Source organism: Streptomyces mesophilus (assembly GCF_040300965.1).
In the GTDB taxonomy this organism is placed as follows: Bacteria; Actinomycetota; Actinomycetes; order Streptomycetales; family Streptomycetaceae; genus Streptomyces; species Streptomyces mesophilus_A.
Genome location: NZ_JBEPEW010000033.1, coordinates 1 through 22,995, shown reverse-complemented (window position 1 = coordinate 22,995; position 22,995 = coordinate 1). Strand labels below are relative to the sequence as shown.

General features: G+C 70.9%; 22 protein-coding genes. 12 read left to right on the top strand and 10 right to left on the bottom strand.

Annotated features, from left to right (window positions below; genetic code table 11):
* Nucleotides 1–42: 42 nt before the first annotated feature.
* The 5 genes from ABT367_RS14845 (at nucleotide 43) to dapE (ending at nucleotide 5,962) form a co-directional block, all read left to right on the top strand.
* On the top strand, nucleotides 43–1,482 hold the full coding sequence (locus ABT367_RS14845; RefSeq protein WP_352253259.1) for an MFS transporter: 1,440 nt from the start codon (nucleotides 43–45) through the stop codon (nucleotides 1,480–1,482).
* A gap of 212 nt (nucleotides 1,483–1,694) precedes the next feature.
* On the top strand, nucleotides 1,695–3,488 hold the full coding sequence (locus tag ABT367_RS14840; RefSeq protein ID WP_352253257.1) for a DEAD/DEAH box helicase: 1,794 nt from the start codon (nucleotides 1,695–1,697) through the stop codon (nucleotides 3,486–3,488).
* Nucleotides 3,489–3,688: 200 nt separating this feature from the next.
* Entirely contained in the window at nucleotides 3,689–3,859 is a 171-nt protein-coding gene (locus tag ABT367_RS14835) for a hypothetical protein (protein WP_352253255.1), read from the top strand.
* A 326-nt stretch (nucleotides 3,860–4,185) separates the two neighbouring features.
* Complete coding sequence (locus ABT367_RS14830; protein ID WP_165332228.1) at nucleotides 4,186–4,827, top strand: IclR family transcriptional regulator; 642 nt, start codon at nucleotides 4,186–4,188, stop codon at nucleotides 4,825–4,827.
* A gap of 64 nt (nucleotides 4,828–4,891) precedes the next feature.
* Nucleotides 4,892–5,962, top strand: coding sequence for a succinyl-diaminopimelate desuccinylase (dapE, locus tag ABT367_RS14825; RefSeq protein WP_352253253.1), 1,071 nt, complete (start codon nucleotides 4,892–4,894; stop codon nucleotides 5,960–5,962).
* A 55-nt stretch (nucleotides 5,963–6,017) separates the two neighbouring features.
* Here dapE and ABT367_RS14820 read toward each other — a convergent pair whose 3' ends face one another.
* The gene (locus ABT367_RS14820; RefSeq protein ID WP_352253251.1) at nucleotides 6,018–6,713 is read right to left on the bottom strand and encodes an HAD family hydrolase; all 696 of its coding nucleotides are present in this window, start codon (nucleotides 6,711–6,713) and stop codon (nucleotides 6,018–6,020) included.
* A 77-nt stretch (nucleotides 6,714–6,790) separates the two neighbouring features.
* On the opposite strand from ABT367_RS14820, the gene ABT367_RS14815 reads away from it, so the two are divergent.
* The 3 genes from ABT367_RS14815 to ABT367_RS14805 are packed head-to-tail and all read left to right on the top strand — an operon-like array spanning nucleotide 6,791 to nucleotide 9,477.
* Nucleotides 6,791–7,555, top strand: coding sequence for a chorismate synthase (locus tag ABT367_RS14815; protein ID WP_352253249.1), 765 nt, complete (start codon nucleotides 6,791–6,793; stop codon nucleotides 7,553–7,555).
* Nucleotides 7,552–8,661: an o-succinylbenzoate synthase gene (menC, locus tag ABT367_RS14810; protein ID WP_352253247.1), complete on the top strand. Its 1,110-nt coding sequence runs from the start codon at nucleotides 7,552–7,554 to the stop codon at nucleotides 8,659–8,661. Before ABT367_RS14815 ends, menC begins: the two co-directional genes overlap by 4 nt.
* Nucleotides 8,662–8,688: 27 nt before the next feature.
* A complete protein-coding gene (locus ABT367_RS14805) occupies nucleotides 8,689–9,477 on the top strand; it encodes a S16 family serine protease (protein ID WP_352253245.1) in 789 nt (262 codons plus the stop codon).
* Here ABT367_RS14805 and ABT367_RS14800 read toward each other — a convergent pair.
* From ABT367_RS14800 to ABT367_RS14770, 7 genes are all read right to left on the bottom strand, one after another.
* Nucleotides 9,467–9,649, bottom strand: a complete 183-nt coding sequence (locus tag ABT367_RS14800) for a hypothetical protein (protein WP_352253243.1) — start codon at nucleotides 9,647–9,649, stop codon at nucleotides 9,467–9,469. The two genes, ABT367_RS14805 and ABT367_RS14800, sit on opposite strands and share 11 nt — an antisense overlap.
* Complete coding sequence (locus ABT367_RS14795; protein WP_352253241.1) at nucleotides 9,646–10,257, bottom strand: ArsR/SmtB family transcription factor; 612 nt, start codon at nucleotides 10,255–10,257, stop codon at nucleotides 9,646–9,648. The genes ABT367_RS14800 and ABT367_RS14795 overlap by 4 nt, the downstream gene beginning before the upstream one ends.
* Nucleotides 10,258–10,343: 86 nt before the next feature.
* A complete protein-coding gene (locus ABT367_RS14790) occupies nucleotides 10,344–11,312 on the bottom strand; it encodes a glycine betaine ABC transporter substrate-binding protein (protein WP_352253239.1) in 969 nt (322 codons plus the stop codon).
* Nucleotides 11,309–12,196 carry an ABC transporter permease gene (locus tag ABT367_RS14785; protein WP_352253237.1) on the bottom strand — a complete coding sequence of 296 codons (888 nt, stop codon included), beginning with the start codon at nucleotides 12,194–12,196 and terminating at the stop codon, nucleotides 11,309–11,311. The genes ABT367_RS14790 and ABT367_RS14785 overlap by 4 nt, the downstream gene beginning before the upstream one ends.
* Nucleotides 12,193–13,476: a betaine/proline/choline family ABC transporter ATP-binding protein gene (locus ABT367_RS14780; RefSeq protein WP_352253235.1), complete on the bottom strand. Its 1,284-nt coding sequence runs from the start codon at nucleotides 13,474–13,476 to the stop codon at nucleotides 12,193–12,195. The genes ABT367_RS14785 and ABT367_RS14780 overlap by 4 nt, the downstream gene beginning before the upstream one ends.
* The gene (locus ABT367_RS14775) at nucleotides 13,469–14,116 is read right to left on the bottom strand and encodes an ABC transporter permease (RefSeq protein WP_352253233.1); all 648 of its coding nucleotides are present in this window, start codon (nucleotides 14,114–14,116) and stop codon (nucleotides 13,469–13,471) included. The genes ABT367_RS14780 and ABT367_RS14775 overlap by 8 nt, the downstream gene beginning before the upstream one ends.
* Nucleotides 14,117–14,151: 35 nt before the next feature.
* The gene (locus tag ABT367_RS14770; RefSeq protein ID WP_352253324.1) at nucleotides 14,152–14,667 is read right to left on the bottom strand and encodes an Lrp/AsnC family transcriptional regulator; all 516 of its coding nucleotides are present in this window, start codon (nucleotides 14,665–14,667) and stop codon (nucleotides 14,152–14,154) included.
* Between the two features lie 128 nt (nucleotides 14,668–14,795).
* Here ABT367_RS14770 and hppD point away from each other — a divergent pair, with 128 nt between their 5' ends.
* A complete protein-coding gene (gene hppD / locus ABT367_RS14765; RefSeq protein WP_352253231.1) occupies nucleotides 14,796–15,941 on the top strand; it encodes a 4-hydroxyphenylpyruvate dioxygenase in 1,146 nt (381 codons plus the stop codon).
* Nucleotides 15,942–16,029: 88 nt separating this feature from the next.
* Here hppD and ABT367_RS14760 read toward each other — a convergent pair whose 3' ends face one another.
* Entirely contained in the window at nucleotides 16,030–17,937 is a 1,908-nt protein-coding gene (locus tag ABT367_RS14760; RefSeq protein ID WP_352253229.1) for a tetratricopeptide repeat protein, read from the bottom strand.
* A gap of 98 nt (nucleotides 17,938–18,035) precedes the next feature.
* On the opposite strand from ABT367_RS14760, the gene ABT367_RS14755 reads away from it, so the two are divergent.
* Nucleotides 18,036–19,412 carry an FAD-binding oxidoreductase gene (locus ABT367_RS14755; protein WP_352253227.1) on the top strand — a complete coding sequence of 459 codons (1,377 nt, stop codon included), beginning with the start codon at nucleotides 18,036–18,038 and terminating at the stop codon, nucleotides 19,410–19,412.
* A 45-nt stretch (nucleotides 19,413–19,457) separates the two neighbouring features.
* Here the strand turns inward: ABT367_RS14755 and ABT367_RS14750 are convergent, their stop codons facing one another.
* The gene (locus ABT367_RS14750) at nucleotides 19,458–19,937 is read right to left on the bottom strand and encodes an SsgA family sporulation/cell division regulator (RefSeq protein WP_352253225.1); all 480 of its coding nucleotides are present in this window, start codon (nucleotides 19,935–19,937) and stop codon (nucleotides 19,458–19,460) included.
* A gap of 254 nt (nucleotides 19,938–20,191) precedes the next feature.
* Here ABT367_RS14750 and ABT367_RS14745 point away from each other — a divergent pair, with 254 nt between their 5' ends.
* Nucleotides 20,192–21,862, top strand: a complete 1,671-nt coding sequence (locus ABT367_RS14745; RefSeq protein WP_352253223.1) for an RDD family protein — start codon at nucleotides 20,192–20,194, stop codon at nucleotides 21,860–21,862.
* 169 nt (nucleotides 21,863–22,031) lie between these two features.
* Nucleotides 22,032–22,850 carry an RDD family protein gene (locus ABT367_RS14740; protein ID WP_352253221.1) on the top strand — a complete coding sequence of 273 codons (819 nt, stop codon included), beginning with the start codon at nucleotides 22,032–22,034 and terminating at the stop codon, nucleotides 22,848–22,850.
* The last annotated feature ends 145 nt before the right edge of the window (nucleotides 22,851–22,995 follow it).

Below are 22,995 nucleotides of genomic sequence, written 5' to 3'. Positions count from 1 at the left end.
GGTCAGGCGCGGTTGTCAGTGCCGGACCGTACGGTTCTTCGCATGACCGCCGTCGAATCGCGCAGCGTTGCGCCCCCGAGCCTCGCCACCCCGGACGAAGGGGTGCTGGGGCGGCGCCTGCGCGCTCTGAGCGTCGGGATCGTCTCGGTCGTCGTCCTGATCGCCTTCGAGGCGACCGCCGTCGGCACCGCTATGCCGGTGGCGGCACGGGAGTTGGACGGGGTCGCGCTCTACGGCTTCGCGTTCTCGGGGTACTTCACGACCTCGCTCTTCGGCATGGTCCTGGCCGGCCAGTGGGCCGACCGGCGGGGACCTCTCGGGGCGCTGGCGGCGGGGATCGGCGCGTTCGCGGCGGGGCTGCTGCTGTCCGGGACGGCGGGGGCGATGTGGCTGTTCATCGCAGGGCGCGCGGTGCAGGGGTTCGGCGGTGGATTGGTGATCGTCGCGTTGTACGTGGTGGTCAGCCGCGCCTATCCGGAGCGGCTTCGGCCCGCGATCATGGCGGCGTTCGCGGCGGGCTGGGTCGTCCCGGCGATCGTCGGCCCGCTGGTGGCGGGGACGGTGACCGAACACCTCGGCTGGCGCTGGGTGTTCCTCGGCATCCCGGCCCTGGTGGCGCTCCCGCTGCTGCTCGCGCTGCCGGCGATACGGACCAACGCAGGGGGTCCGCCGGACGGCGCGCCCGCGCTCTTCGAGTCCCGCCGGATCCGTCTCGCGCTCGGCATCTCGCTCGGCGCGGGCCTCCTTCAGTACGCGGGCCAGGATCTGCGCCCGTTCTCGGTGCTGCCCGCGGCGGCCGGGCTCGCGGTGCTCGTCCCGTCGGTGCTCGCGCTGCTGCCGCCCGGCACGTTCCGTGCGGGGCGCGGGCTTCCTTCGGTGATCCTGCTGCGGGGGCTCGCGGCGGGCTCGTTCATCGCCGCGGAGTCCTTCATCCCGCTGATGCTGGTCTCACGGCGCGGTCTCTCCCTGACCATGGCAGGTCTCGCCCTCGCGGTCGGCGGCGCGACCTGGGCGCTCGGCTCGTACCTCCAGTCCCGTCCGCGCCTCGAAGACCGCCGCGAGCCGCTGGTCCGCCTCGGCATGGTCCTGGTCACCGCGGCGATAGCGACGGCCCCGGCCGTTCTGATCGACTCCGTCCCGGTCTGGATCATCGCGCTCGCCTGGGCCTGGGGCTGCTTCGGTATGGGCCTGGTGATCTCCTCGACGAGCGTCCTGCTCCTGAGCCTGTCCGCCCCGACGGAAGCGGGCTCGAATTCCGCGGCGCTCCAGATATCCGACGGCCTGTCCAACGCCCTGCTCCTCGCGGGCGGCGGCGCGGCCTTCGCGGCGCTGGGCGGGGGTGCGCTCTCCGGGCACGGGGCGGATGCGGCGACGGGCGGGCCCGCGGTGGCGTTCGCTTCGGTGTTCGTGCTGTCGGTGCTGGTCGCGGCGGTGGGGGTGTGGGTGGCGGGTCGGCTGCGTACGCCCGCTGTGCGGGGCTGACGGCTGCGTACTTCTGAGGAATCGCTCAGGTGACCCAAGCCGCCCCCTGTCGCGTGTGACCCATCTCGCACCCGGCTCCGACCCGGCTCGTTGCGCCCGGACCGAAACATCCGCCCCGGTAAGGTGGCCCGGTTGTCATACGGAGCCGGCACCCGTCCGTCGCCGGCCCCCGACCGTCAGTCCCACGCCGCCGACCTGCCGAACCGGAGACCGTGACTACCACCGCCACCAGCAGCTCGCACCACCTCTCACCTGCGTTCCCGGGCCGTGCCCCCTGGGGTACGGCCAACAAGCTGCGCGCCTGGCAGCAAGGGGCCCTCGAGCGGTATGTGCAGGAGCAGCCGAGGGACTTCCTCGCCGTCGCCACCCCCGGCGCCGGCAAGACGACCTTCGCGCTGACCCTCGCCTCCTGGCTGCTGCACCACCATGTGGTGCAGCAAGTGACCGTGGTCGCTCCGACCGAGCACCTGAAGAAGCAGTGGGCGGACGCCGCGGCCCGGATAGGGATCAAGCTGGACCCGGAGTACAGCGCGGGCCCGCTCAGCAAGGAGTACCACGGCGTCGCCGTGACCTATGCGGGTGTCGGCGTGCGGCCCATGCTGCACCGCAACCGCGTTGAGCAGCGCAAGACCCTGGTCATCCTCGACGAGATCCACCACGCCGGTGACTCCAAGTCCTGGGGCGAGGCCTGCCTGGAAGCCTTCGAGCCGGCCACCCGTCGCCTCGCGCTGACCGGCACCCCGTTCCGCTCGGACACCAACCCGATCCCCTTCGTCCAGTACGAAGAGGGCAGGGACGGCATCCGGCGCTCGTCTGCGGACTACACGTACGGCTACGGCAACGCGCTCGCCGACAGCGTCGTGCGGCCCGTCATCTTCCTCTCGTACAGCGGCAATATGCGCTGGCGTACGAAGGCGGGCGACGAGATCGCGGCCCGGCTCGGCGAGCCCATGACGAAGGACGCCATCAGCCAGGCCTGGCGCACGGCGCTCGACCCGCGCGGCGACTGGATGCCCAACGTGCTGCGCGCCGCCGATCAGCGCCTCACCGAAGTCCGTAAGTCCATCCATGACGCGGGCGGTCTGGTGATCGCCTCCGACCAGGAATCGGCGCGTGCGTACGCGAAGTTGATCCGCGAGATCACCGGGACCAAGGCCACCCTGGTGCTCTCCGACGACGCCGGGGCGTCGAAGAGGATCGACGACTTCAGCGAGGGCACCGACCGGTGGATGGTCGCGGTCCGCATGGTGTCCGAGGGCGTCGACGTGCCGCGCCTCGCGGTCGGGGTGTACGCCACGACCATCTCGACACCGCTGTTCTTCGCGCAGGCCGTCGGCCGTTTCGTACGGTCGCGTCGCCGCGGCGAGACCGCGTCCGTCTTCCTGCCCACCATCCCGGACCTGCTCGGCTTCGCCAACGAGATGGAGGTCGAGCGCGACCATGTGCTCGACAAGCCGAAGAAGGACGGCGAGGAGGACCCGTACGCGGAGTCCGAGGCCGAGATGGACGAGGCCAACAAGGAGCAGGACGAGGACACCGGCGAGCAGGACATGCTGCCGTTCGAGGCGCTGGAGTCCGACGCGGTCTTCGACCGGGTGATGTACAACGGCGCCGAGTTCGGCATGCAGGCCCACCCCGGCAGCGAGGAGGAGCAGGACTACCTCGGCATCCCCGGCCTGCTCGAACCCGACCAGGTCGAGCTGCTGCTGCAGAAGCGCCAGCAGCGGCAGATCGCGCACAGCCGCAAGAAGCCCGCCGAAGAGGCCGATCTGCTCGAGATGCCGGCGGAGCGCCGTCCGGTCGTCTCCCACAAGGAGATGCTCGAACTGCGCAAGCAGCTCAACACGATGGTCGGTGCGTACGTCCACCAGTCCGGCAAACCCCATGGCGTGATCCACACCGAGCTGCGCCGGACCTGCGGCGGCCCGCCGAGCGCGGAGGCCACGGCCGGTCAGCTGCGGCAGCGGATCGCCAAGGTGCAGGAGTGGGCGACCCGGATGAAGTGAGGACTCGTCGCGCGCGGTGTGCGGTGCGTATGGCCTCATTCGGGACCTTCGTCGCCACCCGGCCCGGGACCTTTGCTCCCGGGCCCGGGACTTCCGCTGCTCGATGGGCCCTTATTTGATCATTACGTTGGTGTCGGGACCGGCCGGGCGAGCCGCGGCCGCCCGCCGACTCCGCCGTCCCCGCCGACCGAGGTCCTGCCATGAAGTACCGCCGCACCACGCTCGCCGCCCTGTGTGCCGTGCTCGTCGTGGCGGTGTTCCTGGTCTCGCCCCTGATGCCCGGGCTCTGGACCGTGGTGGGAGCGCTGCTCATCCTCGGTGTGGGTGCGGCGATGGTGGTCATCGGGCGGAAACTCGGGTCGGGGGCCTGAGGACCAAGGGCCTCGCCGCCGCGGGATCTTCCCGGCAAACAGCCCGTACCTCCCGGCCCTTCGTCGCCGAGTGCCCGGATTCTGGACGGAGTCTTCCGCTCAGCGGACCCGCTCGCTACTGTCCCGGCAACGCACACGCCCCGTGGCAGCGCCGCCGCGGAGCGCAGCCGGTGCGTGAGCTCGACGGGGGAGTCAGGCCTTCCGTGGAGCTGATGACCGGCGGCCTCTGACGCGCGTCGCCGACGGGACCGGCGACGGGGTGACCCGCTCATCGCGGACACCGCCGCGTACAAGGCCGTCGCCACTCACCTTAAGGAGAGGGCGTCGTGACCGCGGAGACCTCCCAGACGCTCGACCGGGGACTGCGTGTCCTCAAGCTGCTCGCCGACACGGACCACGGACTGACCGTCACCGAACTGTCCACCAAGCTCGGTGTCAACCGCACCGTCGTCTACCGCCTCCTTGCCACGCTCGAGCAACACGCGCTGGTACGCCGCGACTTGGGCGGCCGCGCCCGCGTCGGACTCGGTGTCCTGAGCCTCGGCCGCCAGGTGCACCCGCTGGTGCGCGAGGCCGCGCTGCCGGCGCTGCGCTCGCTGGCCGAAGACATAGGCGCCACCGCTCACTTGACGCTCGCCGACGGCACGGAGGCCCTCGCGGTCGCGGTCGTCGAACCGACCTGGACGGACTACCACGTCGCGTACCGCACGGGTTTCCGTCATCCGCTGGACCGCGGCGCGGCCGGCAAGGCGATACTCGCCGCCCGCCAGGGACTCGTCGACGACCCCGGCTTCACCCTCACCCACGGCGAGTTGGAGGCCGGCGCGAGCGGCGCCGCGGCACCGCTGCTCGGGGTGACCGGCATAGAGGGCAGCGTCGGCGTGGTCATGCTGTCCGACTCGGTCCCGGAGCGGGTCGGGCCCCGTGTCCTGGACGCGGCCCGCGAGGTCGCGGACGCGCTCCGGTAGCGGGATCGCCGTGTGATCTGCTGGGGGACACGCCCGCACGGACCGACCCCCAGCAGGAGCAGCAGTGACGCCCGACCTTGATCTGACCGCCGATGTGGTCGCGCTGACCCGCGCGTTGGTGGACCTCCCCTCCGAGAGCGGCGCCGAGGGCCCGCTCGCCGACGCGGTCGAGTCGGCTCTCGCCGCACTGCCGCACCTCGCCGTCGAGCGGTTCGGCAACACGGTCGTGGCTTGTACCGACCTCGGCCGCCCGGAACGCGTGATCGTCGCCGGCCACTTGGACACCGTTCCGGCCGCGGACAATCTCCCCTCCCGTCTGGAGGGCGAACGGATCCACGGCCTGGGCGCCTGCGACATGAAGGGCGGCGTCGCCGTCGCGCTGCGCCTGGCGGCCGAACTCACCGCGCCCGCACGGGACATCACGTACATCTTCTACGAGTGCGAGGAGGTCGAGGGCGAGCGCAATGGTCTGCGCCGGCTCGCCCTTCACCGCCCCGACCTGCTCACGGCCGACTTCGCCCTCCTCATGGAGCCCTCCGACGCGGGCGTGGAGGCCGGCTGCCAGGGCTACCTCGAGGCCGACATCGTGGTCCGCGGCACGCGTGCCCACACCGCCCGCGCCTGGATGGGTGTCAACGCGGTCCACCGCTCGGCGGCGATCCTGCAGTGTCTCGCCGACCACGAGCCCGAGCGGGTGGTGATCGACGGACTCGAGTACCGAGAGGGCCTCGGCGCCGTCGCCGTACGTGCCGGGGTCGCCGGCAACGTCGTCCCCGACGAGTGCGTGATCACGGTCAACGCCCGCTTCGCACCGCACCGTTCACCGAAGGAGGCGGAGGAGTACGTACGCGGTCTCTTCCCGTCCTCGGCCTACGACGAGTTCCTCGTCACCGACGCCGCGCCGGGCGCCCTGCCGGGCCTCGCCCGCCCGGCGATCGCCTCCCTGGTGGCCTTCCTCGGCGCGACACCCCGTCCCAAACTCGGCTGGACAGACGTCGCCCGCTTCACCGAACTCGGTGTCCCCGCCCTGAACTTCGGCCCCGGCGACCCCGCTTTGGCCCATACGGCGGGAGAGTTCGTCCCGGTGGAGCAGCTGCGGGCGTGCGAGCGGAAGCTGGGGGAGTGGCTGCGATGAGGTGGCGCGTGGTGTGAGCCGGGCCGGGTCCAGGGGCCCGGCCGCACGCTGGACGTCAGAAGAGCTCCAGGAGCTCGGACAGCGAGCCGATCGAGGCGACCCCGGCCGGAGCCGCCCCACCCGCCGGAGCCCCGGGCCGGCTCACCGCGAGCCCTTCGTAGCCCAGCGCGATCGCCGCCGCGACCAGCTCCGGATCGTCGTCCAGGAACAGGCACTGCGCGGGTGCGAGCCCGAGCGCTTCGCTCGCGTGGTGGTACATCCGGGGGTCCGGCTTGTTGCAGCCGAGCACCGCCGAGATCGCATACGCCTCGAAGTAACCGCCCAGACCGAGCCGGTCGTGCAGTGCGGGGAGCTCCGGCCAGGCATCCGACACCACCGCCATCCGCACCCCGCGGCGCCCCAGTTCGTCCAGGGTGCCCAGGACGTCGGGAAAGACCTCCAGGACCGTGGCGGGGTCGACTTCACGGCTGAGCTCCGCGAGCAGTCCGGGTGTCCCCTCGATGCCGAGGTGATCCAGCAGGATCCGGTGGTAGTCGTCGTACGGGGGTGTGTCGGTCGCCGCGTCCAGGAACCGGTCACCGGCCGCGACGGCCTCGGCGAACTGCCCGTCGGTGATCCCGGGGGAGTGGGCCAGGACCGTCGGCTCGAAGTCGGCGCGCGGGTTCCAGCGGCCACCCAGGGGCTGCATCAGCACGCCACCGGAGTCGAACAACACCGCGCTTACACCGGGCAGTTGGGCGTCTGAAGGCATCGGGTCAGTCTGGCGTCGCTGGTGCGGGGGCTCAAGGACGCAGGGGGGCCGGTCATGTTCGACGGCACAATTGGGACATGACCGTCACCGTCCGTACCGTGCACGACGTGGCCGGGATCGCCGCTGTCGCCGACTTCTTCTGCGACGTGTGGCGGACGCCCCGCAGCATGCCGCCCTATCCGGCCGAGGTCCTGCACAGCCTGGAGCACGCCGGGGGTGCCGTGCACGCCGCGTACAACACGGGTGGTGAGCTGCTCGGGGCGGCCGTCGCCGTGTTCGGGGAGCCGGGCACGCGGGACTGCTACTCGTTCGTGGCGGCCGCGCGCACCAGCGACCGTGGCGTCGGGTTCGTCGTGAAGCGGGCGCAGCGGGACTGGGCGGTGCAGCGCGGTGCGCGGACCATGCGGTGGACGTTCGACCCGCTGGTCGGACGTAACGCCCGCTTCAATCTGGTCAAGCTCGGCGGCACGGGCACCGAGTACCTCGTCGACTTCTACGGACCGATGGCCGACGGCCTGAACGACGGCGACGAGAGCGACCGGCTCACCGTCACCTGGGACCTGACCCGGTCCGATGCGGAGCTCCATGAGCCCGCGCGCCCTACCGGCGAGGTCCTCGCCACGGCCCCCGACGGCGACCCGCTCGCGAGATACGACGGCACCGGCACTCTCTGGTGCCGCGTCCCCGACGACATCGTGAAGCTGAGGGCGGCCGACCCGGAGCTCGGACTGCGCTGGCGGCATGCGGTACGGGAGGTCTTCACCGAGGCCTTCGCCGAGGGGTACGCCGCCACCTCGATGTCCCGCGACGGCTGGTACACCCTGGAAAGGACCCGGGCGTGAAGCTCGAACGCGTCGAACTCCTCCACGTGGCCATCCCGCTGGTCACCCCCTTCCGTACGTCCTTCGGGACGATGACGGCGAAGGACACCTTCCTGCTGCGGGTGGTCACGGACGAGGCCGAGGGCTGGTCGGAGTTCGCGGCCGATCCGGCGCCCGACTACTGCTCGGAGTTCCTGGCCGGCGCCGAGACCGTCATCCGCGACTTCCTGCTGCCGAGGATCGCCGAGCTCCCCGTGCCCGCCGTCGCGGCCCTCGCCCCCGTGATGGCGAAGGTCAAGGGCCACGAGCTGGCCAAGGCCGCGGTCGAGACGGCCTTCCTCGACGCCGAGCTGCGGGCGTACGGGATGTCGCTCGCCACCTTCCTCGGCGCGGTGCGCGAGCGCGTGCCCGCCGGGGTCTCGGTCGGCATCAAGGACTCGGTCCCCGAACTGCTCGACGACGTCGAGCGCTACCTCGCCGAGGGGTACGTACGCATCAAGCTGAAGATCGAGCCCGGTTGGGACGTCGAGCCCGTACGGGCCGTGCGCGAGCGCTTCGGTGACGCGCTGCCGCTGCAGGTCGACGCCAACACGGCGTACAGCCTGGCCGACGCCGAGCAGCTGAGGAAACTGGACGCGTTCGGGCTGCTGCTCATCGAGGAGCCCCTGGACGAGAACAACCTGCACGCGCACGCCCTGCTGCAGCAGCGCATCACCACCCCCGTCTGCCTGGACGAGTCCCTGCACAACGCCCGCGACACGGCCTCCGCGATCGCCATGGACGCCTGCCGCGTGGTCAATGTGAAGCCGGCCCGCGTCGGCGGCTACCTGGAGGCCCGCCGTCTCCATGACGTCGCCGCCGCGCACGGGGTGCCGGCGTGGGTCGGCGGCATGCTGGAGACCGGGATCGGCCGCGCGCCCAACCTGGCGCTTGCCGCCCTGCCGGGCTTCACGCTGCCCGGCGACACCTCGGCCTCGAGCCGCTACTTCGCCGAGGACCTCACCGAGCCGTTCGTCCTCGACGACGGCCATCTGTCCGTGCCGACCGGCCCGGGCATCGGGACCGCCCCGCGGCCGGACGCGCTGCGGCGCTTCACCGTCGCCCGGCGCGACCTGTTCGCCGGGTGACCGGGCCGCCCACGTTAGATTGACCCCGTGCTCATTCGCCTCAGCCGCCGCACGGCCCTCGCCCTCAGCGCCGTCCCCGTCGCCGCGCTGCTCGCCGTCGCCGGACTCGCCCCGCTCCCGTTCACCGTGGCCCAGCCCGGCGGGACCTCGGACGTGCTCGGTGAGCACGACGGCAAGCCGGTGATCACCATCGAGGGTGCACCGACCCGCGAGACGGACGGCGAGCTGCGGATGACCACGATCCTCGCGACCGGACCGGACGCCGACGTCGACTTCGGTGACGTGGTCGACGGCTGGTTCCGCACCGACCGCGCGGTGATGCCGCGCGACGCCGTCTATCCGAGCGGCGGCAGCGTCGAGGAGATCGAGGAGCACAACGTCGCCGAGATGCGGAAGTCGCAGAACTCCGCGGTCGCGGCGGCCCTGAACTACCTGGACGAGGACCCCGGCAAGGTCAAGGTCGACCTCGAACTCGCCGGCATCGGAGGCCCGAGCGCGGGCCTGCTCTTCTCCCTGGGCATCGTCGACAAGCTCGACGGCAACGGTGCGGGCGGCGATCTGACCGGCGGCCGCTCTATCGCCGGTACGGGCACGATCGACGCGGACGGCAAGGTGGGCCCGGTCGGCGGGGTCTCGCTCAAGACCCAGGCGGCCAAGCGTGACGGCGCCACGGTCTTCCTGGTCCCGAAGGCCGAGTGCTCGGACGCTCAGGCCGAGCTGCCGAAGGGCCTCCGGCTGATCCCGGTCACCACCCTGGAGCAGACGGTGGAGGCGCTCAGGGCGCTGGACAAGGGCGGGGACGTCCCTAGCTGCTGAACGCGGGGGCGGTCCGCGCCGGGACGGCCAGGCGCAGGCCCACGTGAACCAGGGTCCAGCCGAGGCGGACACGCATCCCGGACGGCTGCTCGACGGACTTGAACTCCGCGGCGGAGTACGGGAGTTCGGTGGTGCGCTGCTGATGTACGTACAGATGCGCTTCGGGTATCACTTCGAGTCCTCCTCGTCGGTACGGGGGAACGCGTGCAGCTGCACGCGGAACGCTCGCTCGCCCGGCCCCCGTTCGCCCGGCATGTCGCGCTTATAGCTCTCGATCACTTCCATCAGCCGTTCACTCAGCTCGCGCGCCTGATCGGGCGTGAGACTGAGTCGCCAGCCGCTCATGTCGGCCGCGTCGCGCCATTCCTCGGGGAGTTGGTACCGCGTGCCCAGGAACGTGTTGAGTTCCGAGGTGTGCTGGTCGGCCATCATGTGCAGCATCGACTCGACCGCTCCGCGCACCGTGGGGTCCGGGTCGTGGATCAGCTCGGACGTCATCCGTGTGCCGACGTGCACCGCTTTCCACCAGCGCTCCCGCCCCTTCCCGTGCTCCGGCGCGTCCTGCACGAACCCATGCGCGGCGAGCTGCCGCAGGTGATAGCTGGTCGCCCCGCTCGACTCGCCCAGCCGGTCGGCCAGTTGGGACGCGGTGGCAGGACCGAAGCGGCGTAGAGCATCCAGCAGCTGCATCCGCAGCGGATGCGCGAGCCCCCGCAAGGACCGCGGGTCCAGATCGCGTATCGCGGGGTCGGTCTTCGGATGCTTCTCCGGTTCGGCCATGCCCCCACCGTAGCGATGCAAAGACTTGCTTGCAACGGTTTCTTTGCAACCAAGTCTTTGTAACTGACGGATGGCCGAAACGGGCCCTAGCTCTTGGTGACAAACCCCTCCGAAACCAACCAGTCCAACGCCACCTGATGCGGATCCTGCCCCTCCACATCCACCTTGGCGTTCAGATCCTGCGCCACCGAGTTCGTCAGCTTCTTCGTGATCGGGTCGAGGATGTCCGCGATCTCGGGGTGTTCCTTCATCGTCTCGGTGTTCATCATCGGCGCCGCGTTGTACGACGGGAAGAAGTGCTTGTCGTCCTCCATCACGACCAGATCCATCGCCTTGATCCGGCCGTCGGTCGTGAACACCAGGCCGAACGTGCAGGCCGTGCCGCCCGACACCTGGGTGTAGACGATCCCGGAGTCCATCGTCTGCACCTGGGACGGCGGGATCTTCATGCCGTACGCCTTCTCCATGCCCGGCAGTCCGTCGTCGCGCGAGGCGAACTCCTGGTTGACGCAGAGCGTCACCGCCGACGGGTCGGACTTGGAGAGCGCGGCCACGTCGGAGAGTGTCTTGGTGCCGTACTTCTTCTCGTTGGCCTGGTTCACGGCGAGGGCGTACGTGTTGTTGAGCTCGGCGGGCGGCAGCCAGTCGATGCCGTTCTTCAGGTCCGCCTCGTGTACGGCCTTCCACTGCGCCTCGGCGCCGACGACCGGCTCCGTGTTGCCGAGATACGTGATCCAGCCGGTGCCCGTGTACTCGTACATCCCGTCCGCGTCACCGGACTTGACGGCCTCGCGGGCACCGATGGAGCCCTGGATGCCGGTGCGGTCGAGCACGTCGGCGCCGGCGGCCTTGAGCGCGATGCCCATGATCTGGCCGAGGACCAGCTGTTCGGTGAACTCCTTGGAGGTGACCGTGAGATCGACCCCGTCGAGCGGTTTGCCCTTGCCGATCGAACCCGGCGCGACATCCGCGACCAGTGGGCTGCCGCTGTGCAGACCGCAGCCGGCCGCGAGCAACGCGAGGGCCGCGCACACCCCGTAGAGCCGCCGCTTCATGAGCGCACCTCCAGGCCGCGCGGCCTGAGCATGATCTCCGCGAGCGAGGCCAGCCAGTCCACCAGGAGCGCGAGCGCGACCGTGAGGATCGAGCCGAGGACCAGGACCGGCATGCGCTGGGTCGTGATGCCGGTGGAGATCAGGTCGCCGAGCCCGCCACCGCCGCCGAAGGTCGCGAGCGTCGCCGTGCCCACGTTCAGGACCAGTGCCGTCCGTACGCCCGCGAGGATCAGCGGTACGGCGAGGGGGAGTTCGACCTTGCCGAGGACCCCCATCGGGGACATCCCGATCCCGCGCGCGGCCTCGAGGAGGGTCGGGTCGTTGGCCTTGAGGCCCGCGATGGTGTTGGAGAGGACGGGCAGCACCGCGTAGATCACCATGCCGACCAGGGCGGCCTTCATGCCGATGCCCATCCAGATGACCAGCAGCGCCAGCAGACCGATGGCGGGGGTCGCCTGGCCGATGTTGGCGAGCGCCATCGCGAAGGGGGCGGCCGGCCGCAGTCGCTTGCGGGTGAGCAGGATCCCGAGCGGGATCGCGATGAGCAGCACGAAGAACGTGGAGATCACGGTGAGTTCGATGTGCTGCTTCAGGCGCACCCAGACGTTTCCGTCCGCGAGCGCGTTCTGCGAGATCGAGTCGAGCTCGGCGTTGCGGAACCACAGCCAGGTGATCAGCAGCACCACGAACAGCGTCACCGGCAGAAAGGTCAGTTTCTGCCAGGTCAGGCGCCGCGGCTCGCGCGTGGCGGAGACGACCGGGGTGGCCTCCGGCTCGCCGTCGCCGGTGTCACGGAAGGTGTGTCCCTTGAGCTCGTGCTCGCCGTCCGGGCGGCGCGGTTCGGTCGGATGGGGTCCGAGCGGTGGCTCCTGCGGTGGCGTCACGACTCCTCCTCCCGGAACCCGGCCCCCTCGCCCTCCTGTGCGCGATGGGTCTGCTCGGCACGCTGGTCCTGGAGGTCGTGCTGGTGCTCGATGGCGTCGAGGCGGTCCTGTTCGAGGAGTTCGTGCACGGAGTTCATCAGCGTCTCCATGTCCACGACGCCCGTGTACTCACCGCGCCGCCCGGTCACCGCGACCCGCCCCGCACTCTCGGTGAGCACGGCCTCCAGGGCGTCGCGCAGTGTGGCGTCGCGCGTCACCGTGTCGTGCACGAGCGCGCCCGCCCGGGCCAGCGAACCGCGCGCCCGCATCAGGTCGCCGCGCCGGAGCCACTTGTAGGGCCGGCCGCGCTTGTCCAGGAGCAGCAGCTCGTTGGTGGTGCCGTCGCGCAGCTTGTTGAAGATCTCCTGGAGCGGATCGTCCACGGTCACGGTCGGGTAGTCGCGGATCTCCACATCCCGTACGCGGGTGAGGTTGAGCCGCTTCAGGGCCGCGCCCGCGCCCACGAAACCGGACACGAAGTCATCGGCGGGATTCGTCAGGATCGCTTCCGGGGTGTCGAACTGCGCGATGTGCGAGCGTTCGCGCAGGACCGCGATCCGGTCGCCGAGCTTGATGGCCTCGTCGAAGTCGTGCGTGACGAAGACGATCGTCTTGTGCAGCTCGTGCTGGAGCCGGATCAGCTCGTCCTGGAGGTGGTCACGGGTGATCGGGTCGACCGCGCCGAACGGCTCGTCCATCAGGAGTACGGGCGGATCGGCCGCCAACGCCCGCGCCACGCCCACCCGTTGCTGCTGCCCACCGGACAGCTGGCGCGGATAGCGCCCCCGGAACTCGGCCGGATCCAGACCCACCAGATCGAGCATCTCCTCGACCCGGTCCTTGATCCTGGGCTTCGACCAGCCGATCATCTTCGGCACCAAAGCGATGTTCTGCGCGACGGTCATATGCGGGAAGAGCCCGGAGGACTGGATCGCATAGCCGACCTTGCGGCGCAGCTTCACCGGGTCCATGTCCGTGACGTCCTCGCCGTCGATCCGGATCCGGCCGCCGGTCGGCTCGATCAGACGGTTGATCATCTTCAGTGTCGTGGACTTCCCGCAGCCCGAAGGCCCCACGAAGATGACCAGTTCACCGGCCTTGATCTCCATGTTCACGCTGTCCACCGCGGGCTCCGGACTGCCCGGGTAGCGCTTGGTGAGGTTCTCCAGCTCGATCGTCGCGCCGGTGGTCTGCTGGACGGCGCTCGGAGCGGTGGCCTCGGTCGTGGTCGTCTCAGACACGGATACCCCTAGAGATGGTCAGCCGTCCGATCAGTACGTAGGCGGCGTCGAAGAGCAGCGCGAGGACGACGATCCCGAGCGTGCCGGCGAGTACCTGGTTGAGTGCGTTCTTGCTGCCGAGGGAGCCGATCCCGCGGAAGATCTCATTGCCGAGCCCGGGGCCCGAGGCGTACGCGGCGATCGCGGCGATGCCCATCAGCATCTGCGTGGAGACCCGGATACCGGTCAGGATCGGCGGCCACGCGAGCGGCAGCTCGACCTTGAAGAGCCGGGCCGTACGCGACATCCCGATGCCCTTGGCCGCGTCCACCAGGGCCGGATCGACCCCGCGCAGACCCACGATCGAGTTCCGCACGATCGGAAGGAGCCCGTACAGGGTCAGCGCGATCACCGTCGGCGGCACACCCAGACCCACGATCGGGATCAGCAGACCGATCAGGGCCAGGGAGGGGACGGTCAGGATCGTCGAGGTCGTGAGCGTGGCGAGGTTGCCCGCCCATTCGCTGCGGTAGGTGACGACGCCGATCACGATGCCGAGGAGCGTCGCGATGACCATGCACTGGAAGACGGCGCTGGCGTGCTGGAACGCGTCCGCCAGGAGCTGCTCGTGCCGGCTGCTCAGGTAGTCCCAGAAGTTCACACGTGCTCACCTCTCGGGATCAGGGCCGGCTCGGCTCAGGTGCCGCTGTCCTCCCAGGCCGCCGCCTGCTCCACCAACGGGATGATCCGCAGCGGAACGGGATTTTCCATGACGATCGCCGTGGAGGCCCGGACGATGCCATCAAAACCCACAACCCGGTCGATCACACGTTGAAGATCCGCGTTGGAACGGGCCACCAGACGGCACAGCATGTCCCCGTGCCCGGTCGTGGTGTGCAGTTCCAGCACTTCGGGAACGCCGGCCAAATGCGCCCGTACCTCCGTGCCCTGGCCCTGTTTGATCTCCAGCGTCGCGAAGGCCGTCACCGGGTAGCCGAGCGCCGCCGGGTCCACATCGGGGCCGAAGCCCCGGATGACTCCATTCGACTGAAGCCGGTCCATCCGCGCCTGCACCGTCCCGCGCGCGACCCCGAGCCGCCGCGAGGCCTCCAGGACGCCGATACGGGGTTCGCGGGCGAGCAGCACGATGAGGCGGCCGTCGAGCTGGTCGATGCCGGAGGAGCCGGGCGAGGGCGACGAGGGCGGGGCCATGGCGTGGGTCACACTCCGACTGGTCATCATGTACAGATCGTCCGGCCATCCTGGCGTACGACTGTGCAGATTGCCCAGTGGATTCACCAACTATTGCGCACCTTGCGGGCCGGAGAGACCCTACGGCCATGACTGAGACCATGCACCAGACTCCCGAAACCGCCCGGCAGGCCGACCCCTTCCCGGTGAAGGGAATGGACGCGGTCGTCTTCGCCGTGGGCAATGCCAAGCAGGCCGCGCACTACTACTCGACCGCCTTCGGCATGCAGCTGGTCGCGTACTCCGGACCGGAGAACGGCAGCCGCGAGACCGCCAGTTACGTGCTCAAGAACGGCTCGGCCCGTTTCGTCTTCACCTCCGTCATCAAGGCCTCCACCGACTGGGGCCGCTTCCTCGAGGCCCATGTCGCCGAGCACGGCGACGGCGTGATCGACCTCGCCATCGAGGTCCCGGACGCGCGCGCCGCCTACGCGTACGCGATCGAGCACGGCGCCCGCGGGATCGACGAGCCGTACGAGACGAAGGACGAGCACGGCACCGTCGTGCGCGCCGCGATCGCCACGTACGGCAAGACCCGTCACACGCTGGTCGAGCGCACCGGCTACGACGGCGTGTACCTGCCCGGCTTCGCGGCCGCGGACCCGATGGTCGAGCCGCCGGCCAAGCGCACCTTCCAGGCCATCGACCACTGCGTCGGCAACGTCGAGCTCGGCAAGATGAACGAGTGGGTGGCCTTCTACAACAAGGTCATGGGCTTCACGAACATGAAGGAGTTCGTGGGCGACGACATCGCCACCGAGTACTCCGCACTCATGTCGAAGGTCGTCGCGGACGGCACGCTCAAGGTCAAGTTCCCGATCAACGAGCCGGCGATCGCGAAGAAGAAGTCGCAGATCGACGAGTACCTGGAGTTCTACGGCGGCGCCGGTGTCCAGCACATCGCGCTCGCCACGAACGACATCGTCGCCACGGTCCGCTCCATGCGCGCGAACGGTGTCCAGTTCCTCGACACCCCGGACTCGTACTACGACACCCTCGGCGAGTGGGCGGGCGAGACCCGCGTCCCGGTCGAGACCCTGCGCGAGCTGAAGATCCTCGTCGACCGCGACGAGGACGGCTATCTGTTGCAGATCTTCACCAAGCCGGTCCAGGACCGTCCGACCGTCTTCTTCGAGATGATCGAGCGCCATGGCTCGATGGGCTTCGGCAAGGGCAACTTCAAGGCCCTGTTCGAGGCGATCGAGCGCGAGCAGGAGAAGCGCGGCAACCTGTAACCACGGGCGGGGGCGGGACCTTTCGAGGTCCCGCCCCCTTTCGTGCCCGGAGCCGGAGCCGGAGCCGGAGCCGGAGCCGGTGTCGGCTTCAGCGGGCGGTGCGCTTGGGCGTCGGCTTCGTGCCGCCGCCGCTGCCACTCCCGCCGCTGCCACTCCCGCTGCCGCCGCTCTGCTTGCGCGGAGTCGTCCGCTGCGGCGCCTGCTCCCGCGTACGCGGAGTCTGCTTCTTGTACGTGGACGAGCCCGAGCCCTTGCGCGAGGAACTCCCGCCCTGCTGAGAGGACTTGGGTCCACCGCGGCCCGTGGGCGCGACCTGCTGACGCGACCCGGACGGCCGGCCGAGCGACGGCGCCTGCGGCTTCTCGCCGGTGACGTTCGCCGGTCCGCCCGGCGGCGGCTCGCCCAGCGCGTCCAGGGCCTCCTGCGCGGCCGGTGCGTGCACCTGCGAGAAGTGCGGATTGACCTTCAGGGCCTCAGTGAGGAAGCGCCGTGCCGCCCCGTACTCGCCGACGGCCCGCTCGATCTGTCCCCGGTGATACGCGAACAGCGCGCTGCGCGGAGCGTCCTTGTCCATCGCGCGCTTCGCGTACGCGAGTGCCTGCTTGTTGTCCCCGGCCCGGTAGTGGGCCCACCCCAGCGCGTCCGTGACCTGCCGCCCCGGATGCCGCCTGAACTCCGCCGTCAGCCGCACGACCGCCGCGTCCGCGTCCCCGTGGTCCGCCTCGAAGAGCCCAAGGACCAGCTGATCCGCACCCGGATCCGCCAACTGCCGCCGTACGACGTCGTACTGGGCGTTCGCGGCGGCGTCGAGCCCGATCGACTCGTACAGCTCGCCCAGTTCCACCGCGTACTGCGGCAGCGGCAGCTTGCGCAGCACGTCCTGGTACGTCGCCAGGGCGTCCGTGGTCCGCCCGAGCGCGGCGAGCGCACGCGCCCTGCCGCCGATGGCCGGATAGTGCTCGGGGTCGGTGCGCAGCGCCGTCTCGAACCAGCGCAGCGCCTCCGCCGGCTCACCGCGCTCCCACGCGTGCTCGCCCACGCTGTGCTGGTAGGCGGCCTGTTCGGCGGGGGCGTCCGCGAGCGCGGCGGCGTCCACGATCGCGGCGGCCGCGTTCTCGCGCCAGCCGCGGTCCACGTAGAGCTCGGCGGAACGCGCCATGATCGCCGCGTTGTTGTGCAGCTCCTGGAGCTTCTCCAGGGCCTTGTCCGCCGCCTTGTAGTCGCCGAGGCGGTCGTACGTGTCGATCAGCACGGGGTAGAGGTTCCAGCGCCCCGGCTTCTGCATCACCGCCAGCTCGCCCCACTTCTTCGCGGCCCGGTAGTCGTGCCGAGCGTTCGCCAGGGCGGCCATCGCGGCCAGCGCCTCGATATTGCCCTGGTCGGCGGGGCGTGCGGCCAGCGAACGGTTCAGCGCCTGCTCGGCCTGCGTGTAGAGCCCGCGGTCGGCGGTCCGCTTCCCGTGCTCCACGTAGGCGCCGCCGAGCACCGCCCAGGACTCCTCGTCCCCGGGGTGCTTCGCCAGGTGCGCCTCGCGATCGGCGATCAGCGCACCGAGATCGGTCAGCGAGGCCGGCGCCCCCGCGCCCACCGCCTGCATCGCCCGGCCGACAGGGCCGGGCGCGGGCTCGGGGCCGTGCTCCACGACGAGCGGGAGCGCGAACACGGAGCAGGACAGGACGACCGAGCCGATGACGGACGTGATCACGGTCCGGCGCAGGGCGTGGGCGCTGTCCCGCCGGGGCGGAGTGCGGCGGCCTTCCGTGGTGACCGGCTCAGAGGTGAACGGCTCAGAGGTGAACGGCTCCGAGGGCCCGGGCCCGGCGGCCTCGGGCCCGGCCCACGCGCCGAGCGGCCTCGCATCGGGCGTGGCCCACCGGTCCTCGGGCTCCCGCTGTGTCCCGTATCCCGCTGTCCGTTCTGTTCCCTGTCCCGTCCCCTGCCCGAACGGCGGCGGCCAATCGGAGCCCGGAGCCTCACGTTCCTGTTCGTTCGCCATGGCGCAACTGTGCGCCCATATGAAGAGCACACGGATGTACGGCAAGCGGTTGAGTGGACGGGTTCACACCGATGGCCCCGGGTGCCAGTCTGGGGATCATGACCGCCGCACCCGAGCTCCTCCAGCGCCTGCAGGACGTACTCCCCGCCGAAGCGATCCTCACCGACCCCGATGTCACCGCCTCGTACGCGCATGACATGGCGAGCTTCTGCGAGGCCGGCGCACCCGCGGTCGTGGTGCTCCCGCGCACCGTCGAAGAGGTGCAGCACGTCATGCGCACGGCGACCGCGCTGCGGGTGCCGGTCGTCCCGCAGGGTGCGCGCACCGGCCTCTCGGGCGCGGCGAACGCGAGCGACGGCTGCATCGTGCTCTCGCTGGTCAAGATGGACCGGATCCTCGAGATCAACCCCGTGGACCGTATCGCCGTGGTCGAACCCGGCGTCATCAACGCCGTGCTGTCCCGCGCGGTGGGGGAGCGGGGTCTGTACTACCCGCCGGATCCGTCCAGTTGGGAGATGTGCACGATCGGCGGCAACATCGGCACGGCCTCGGGCGGCCTGTGCTGCGTCAAGTACGGGGTCACCGCCGAGTACGTGCTCGGCCTCGACGTCGTCCTCGCCGACGGCCGGCTGCTCAGCACGGGCCGCCGTACGGCGAAGGGGGTCGCGGGCTACGACCTCACGCGGCTCTTCGTCGGCTCCGAGGGCAGCCTCGGCATCGTGGTCCGCGCGGTGCTCGCGCTCAAGCCGCAGCCGCCCCAACAGCTGGTCCTGGCAGCCGAGTTCGCCTCGACGGCGGCCGCCTGTGACGCCGTATGCAAGATCATGGAAGCCGGCCATGTGCCGTCGCTGCTCGAACTCATGGACCGTACGACGGTACGCGCCGTCAACGACATGGCGCGGATGGGCCTGCCCGAGACCACCGAGGCGCTCCTTCTCGCCGCCTTCGACACCCCCGACCCGTCCGCCGACCTGGCGGCCGTGGGCGAGCTGTGCGCGGCGGCGGGCGCCACCGAAGTGGTACCGGCGGAGGACCACGCCGAGTCCGAACTGCTGCTCCAGGCGCGTCGGTTGTCGCTCACCGCGCTCGAGGCGATCAAGGGGTCGAGCATGATCGACGACGTCTGCGTGCCGCGCTCACAGCTCGGCGCCCTGCTCGAAGGCACCGCGCGGATCGCGGAGAAGTACGACCTGACGATCGGGGTCTGCGCCCACGCGGGGGACGGCAACACCCATCCCACGGTCTGCTTCGACGCGCAGGACCCCGACGAGTCCAGGCGCGCCCGCGAATCCTTCGACGAGATCATGGCCCTCGGCCTGGAACTCGGCGGCACGATCACCGGCGAGCACGGTGTGGGCGTCCTCAAGAAGGAGTGGCTGGCGCGCGAAATCGGCCCGGTGGGCGTCGAGTTGCAGCGGGGCATCAAGCAGACCTTCGACCCGCTGGGCATCCTCAACCCGGGCAAGCTGTTCTAGCGCTCTCATGTACGGCAGTACGGCGATGGACGGGCACGTACGGGATCACTCACCGTCCTTGGACTCGTCCGAGGGCCAGGGGTCGCTCAGCCACAGATCGTCGTGACCGCGCGGTGCGGGGGCGAGCAGCTCGGCCAGGCCCTCGTCGATGCCGAGCTGCTCGGATTCAGCACCCGGCGGGACCACCCGCAGTGTGCGCTCGAGCCAGGCGGACACGGCGGCGGCGGGCGCTTCGAGCAGCGCGTCACCGTCGGGTGAACTCAGCGCCATGAGCACCACGCTGCGGCCCTCGACCTTGGTCGGCCAGACCCTGACGTCCCCGTGTCCGCACGGCCTGAACACCCCCTCGACCAGGAGCTCCCTGGCGAAGGTCCAGTTCACGGGCAGATCGGTGTTGACATGGAAGGTGATGTGCACGGCGTACGGATCGTCCGTGCGATAAGTGAGCCTGGCCGGCACCGGGATCGTCCGCTCCGGCGACAGCACCAGCCTCAGCTCCAGCTCGCGTTCCACCACGGTGTGCATGTGCGTCAGCTTCCTTTCCTCCTGCGGGCTCCGAAGCGGCCCACGGAAGGAGAGAGCGCGGTGGGGCGGATTGATTACGCGACTTTCTTCAGCTTTCTTGCGGCAGTTGGAGGTGACCTGGGTCACTGTGGCGGCCGGTCGCGTGCGTGCTCGAAAGGGGCCGATGAAGCGGGACGGGCCCGGGTGCGGCCGGAGGTCTGATAGATGTGGACCCACTACCCCAAGACCCCCGAGCAGATACGGGACGACGGACCATGAGCGCGCCCACCCCGGCACCCGGCGACACCAGCCCGCGCGCGGGCTACTACCCCGATCCGTCCATTCCCGGATATGTCCGGTACTGGAACGGAGTTGCCTGGGTCCCCGGCACCAGCCGCCCCGCCCCGTCCGAGGGCGAGGCCATGCCGGCACCGCCCGGTGGCGGCGCGGCACCCTCGGTACCGGCCCAGCAGGGACCGCGGGCGGACGAGACGGGCCCCATGTTCTTCGACGAGGAGCCGGCGGACGCGGTGCCGGCGGACGCGATCCCGGCCACTTCCGCCCAGGCTGCTCAGTCCGCGCCCTCGCCCGCGCCCGCGCCTTCGGCTCCGACGGCATCTGCGGCGGCGCCCGCCGCGTCCGTGGCCTCGGACGCACCTGCCGACGCCGTACCCTCCGCGCCCTCCGCGCCCTCCGCGCCCTCCGAGCCGGAGGACCTGCACGGTGCCCGCCCCGAACCGGCCTCCGCGTGGCAGGCCGACGCGGGACGGCAGTCCGGGTTCGGCGGGGAGCAGGACCGCCGGGTGTCGTGGGGTGCGCCGGCCGGCTCGGGCCAGGACCCGCGAGTCGCCGCGTCCGCCCCTTCTCCTGCTCCTTCGGCTTCCTCCTCTGCTGCGGGCTCTTCCGATACGGAGAAGGGGGCCGAGTCCGCCGCATCCTCGGCGCCCTCCGCGGATGTCCCGTCCGACGGGACCATGACGATGCGCGCCCTGCGCCCGCGCGCGGGCCAGGCCGGTACGGCGGCACCTCAGGGACCGTCGCACCGCACCGACGGCACGATGTCGATCCGCCGCGTCGAAGCCGCCGGCTCCGCCCCGAAGGCTCAGGCCGCCGCACCGCCGGCTCGGGCCGCCGCACCGCCGGCTCAGCCGAGCGCGCCTGCCGGGCCGACGGCTCCCGCCCAGCCCGCGCCCCAGCCCCCGGCCCCCGCCGTCCCGCAGTCCGGCTACGGCTACCCGCAGCCCGCCGCTCCCGCGACGCCGCAGGCGGGCCCGCCCGCGCAGTCCGGTTACGGCTACCCGCAGCCGGGCTCGCCCGTGACTCCGGGCCCCGGCGGCGGCAACGTCTCTTGGGCCCAGCAGGCGCACCAGCTCGCGCAGCCGCCCGCGGCCGAGGGTCAGCCGGTGACGCCGTTCAAGCCGGTGGCCGAGGACCCGTTCCTCGCCATGGCGAGCGCGCAGGCCTCGGCCCGGCCCGCCGGGCTCGGCAAACGGCTCGCGGCCCGCCTCGTCGACACCCTGGTCGTCGGCGGTGTCACCGCGGCCGCGGCGATCCCCGTCGTACCGAAGGCGCTCGACCACATCGAGGCGAAGATCGACGAGGCCAAGCTGTCGGGTCTGAAGACCACGGTCTGGCTGCTCGACGGCACGACCGCCGGATACCTCGGCATCGTCCTCGGCGTCCTGCTCGTCGTCGGCCTGCTCTACGAGGCGCTGCCGACCGCCAAGTGGGGCCGCACCCTGGGCAAGAAGCTCTGCGGCATCGAGGTCCGCGATATCGAGGAGCACGAGCCCCCGACGTTCGGCGCGGCCCTGAAGCGCTGGCTCGTCTACACGATTCCGGGCCTGCTGGTGATCGGCGTCGTCGGCATCATCTGGTGCCTCTTCGACCGCCCTTGGCGCCAGTGCTGGCACGACAAGGCCGCGCGTACGTTCGTGGCGGGCTGAGTTCCCCCACCCAACCCCAAGCTCTCAACTTCGTTCGAGCAGGGGAGACCCCTCTCTTCCTGAGACCGGGGGCTTCGCCCCCTGACCCCCGTATCCGGCGGGCCTGGTTCGTAACCCGGACGGCCCACACCCGGATGCGCCGACCCGGCCCACGCGGTCGACTCGGGCCATGACGACGAACCCGCCGCCCCCGGGCTCAGGCTCGGGCCCGGACGACGATCCGTTCCAGAAGCAGCCGCCGTCCGGCAGTGGCAGCGGCTCCCCCTACGACAGCCCGCAGGGCCAGGGCACCCCGCCCCCGAGCGACCCCTACGGCACCCCGCAGGGCGGCACCCCGCCGCCGAGCGGCGACCCCTACGGCACCCCGCCGCCCCCGCCGCCCTCGGGCGGCAACCCGTACGGGGGCGGCGCCCAAGGCCCGTACAACACCCCGCCCCCACCGCCTCCTCCCGGAGGCGGCGACCCGTACGGCGGAGGCGGTGGCGCCTTCGGCGGCTACGGCGGCGGCCCCGACCCGCTGCAGGGCATGCCCCCGCTCGCCGACATGGGCAAGCGCGTCGCGGCCCGGATCATCGACGCACTGATCATCGGTATCCCGCTGGCCGTGATCCAGCTGCCGTTCCGCAAGGTCGAGACGGACACGGACGACCTCGGTGACGTGGTCAGCCAGAGCTACAGCGGCTCGTCCTTCATCTGGACGCTCATCGCGTGCGTGGCCTTCGTCGGCTACGAGTGGTTCATGGTCAAGAAGAACGGCCAGACCGTCGGCAAGAAGCTGATGAACCTGCGCGTGGCGAACCTCCAGGACGGCTCCACCCCGGAGTCCAACGCGGCGCTGATGCGCGGCGCCGTGCTCTGGCTGCCGGCGCTCCTGTGCTGCCCGTGTGTGTGGTGGCTGATCCTGATCGTGATGATGTCCGTCGACAAGCCCTACAAGCAGGGCCTGCACGACAAGGCCGCGAAGACCGTGGTGGTCAGCACCGTCTGACCGGCGGGACGGCGGAACACAGGCGGCGGGACCGTGCGCATCGCACGGTCCCCCCGCGGCGGTAGAAATAGGGGCCGCCCCGGCGGGGGGGGGGCGCGGGGGGGGGGCCCGCCCGCCCCCGCCGGGTAGGCGAGGGTGGAGACCC

Coding starts and splice junctions, on each gene's coding strand:
- ABT367_RS14835 (WP_352253255.1), top strand. CDS start 3,689: ATGAAGTACCGCCGCACCACGCTCGCCGCCCTGTGTGCCGTGCTCGTC.
- ABT367_RS14745 (WP_352253223.1), top strand. CDS start 20,192: ATGAGCGCGCCCACCCCGGCACCCGGCGACACCAGCCCGCGCGCGGGC.
- ABT367_RS14795 (WP_352253241.1), bottom strand. CDS start 10,257: ATGGCCGAACCGGAGAAGCATCCGAAGACCGACCCCGCGATACGCGAT.
- hppD (WP_352253231.1), top strand. CDS start 14,796: ATGACTGAGACCATGCACCAGACTCCCGAAACCGCCCGGCAGGCCGAC.
- ABT367_RS14770 (WP_352253324.1), bottom strand. CDS start 14,667: ATGGCCCCGCCCTCGTCGCCCTCGCCCGGCTCCTCCGGCATCGACCAG.
- ABT367_RS14740 (WP_352253221.1), top strand. CDS start 22,032: ATGACGACGAACCCGCCGCCCCCGGGCTCAGGCTCGGGCCCGGACGAC.
- ABT367_RS14790 (WP_352253239.1), bottom strand. CDS start 11,312: ATGAAGCGGCGGCTCTACGGGGTGTGCGCGGCCCTCGCGTTGCTCGCG.
- ABT367_RS14755 (WP_352253227.1), top strand. CDS start 18,036: ATGACCGCCGCACCCGAGCTCCTCCAGCGCCTGCAGGACGTACTCCCC.
- ABT367_RS14845 (WP_352253259.1), top strand. CDS start 43: ATGACCGCCGTCGAATCGCGCAGCGTTGCGCCCCCGAGCCTCGCCACC.
- ABT367_RS14820 (WP_352253251.1), bottom strand. CDS start 6,713: ATGCCTTCAGACGCCCAACTGCCCGGTGTAAGCGCGGTGTTGTTCGAC.
- ABT367_RS14760 (WP_352253229.1), bottom strand. CDS start 17,937: ATGGCGAACGAACAGGAACGTGAGGCTCCGGGCTCCGATTGGCCGCCG.
- ABT367_RS14750 (WP_352253225.1), bottom strand. CDS start 19,937: ATGCACACCGTGGTGGAACGCGAGCTGGAGCTGAGGCTGGTGCTGTCG.
- ABT367_RS14815 (WP_352253249.1), top strand. CDS start 6,791: ATGACCGTCACCGTCCGTACCGTGCACGACGTGGCCGGGATCGCCGCT.